This window comes from Salinivibrio sp. SS2, assembly GCF_001722075.1.
Taxonomy (GTDB): Bacteria; Pseudomonadota; Gammaproteobacteria; order Enterobacterales; family Vibrionaceae; genus Salinivibrio; species Salinivibrio proteolyticus.
In genome coordinates, this window is the sequence record NZ_MEBP01000016.1 from 1 (window position 1) to 670 (window position 670).

Sequence of the window (670 nt, forward strand, 5' to 3'; positions counted from 1 at the left end):
ACGCCCAGTTAAGACTCGGTTTCCCTACGGCTCCCCTATGCGGTTAACCTTGCTACTAACATTAAGTCGCTGACCCATTATACAAAAGGTACGCGGTCACCCCACAAAGGAGGCTCCCACTGCTTGTACGTAGACGGTTTCAGGTTCTATTTCACTCCCCTCACAGGGGTTCTTTTCGCCTTTCCCTCACGGTACTGGTTCACTATCGGTCAGTCAGGAGTATTTAGCCTTGGAGGATGGTCCCCCCATGTTCAGACAAGATATCACGTGTCCCGTCCTACTCGATTTCACGACTAAGGCGCTGTCGGTTACGGGGCTATCACCCTTTATTGCCAGGTTTTCCAACCTGTTCACCTAACGCCTAAGCCGCTTAAGGGCTGCTCCGGGTTCGCTCGCCGCTACTGCCGGAATCTCAATTGATTTCTTTTCCTTCGGGTACTTAGATGTTTCAGTTCCCCGAGTTCGCCTCTTAGCGCTATGTATTCACGCTAAGATACCTGCTTATGCAGGTGGGTTTCCCCATTCGGAAATCCCAGACTCAAATGGCTTTTACTGCCTTATCTGGGCTTATCGCAAGTTAATACGTCCTTCATCGCCTCTGACTGCCAAGGCATCCACCGTCTACGCTTAATCACTTAACCATACAACCCCAAGAGGTCTTTTTGCTCGA

1 rRNA gene is annotated in these 670 nt (G+C 50.4%); it reads right to left on the minus strand.

What is annotated here, in order from left to right:
• A 23S ribosomal RNA gene (locus BGK46_RS01185) occupies window positions 1–641 on the minus strand; the annotation flags it as partial.
• Window positions 642–670: the final 29 nt, after the last annotated feature.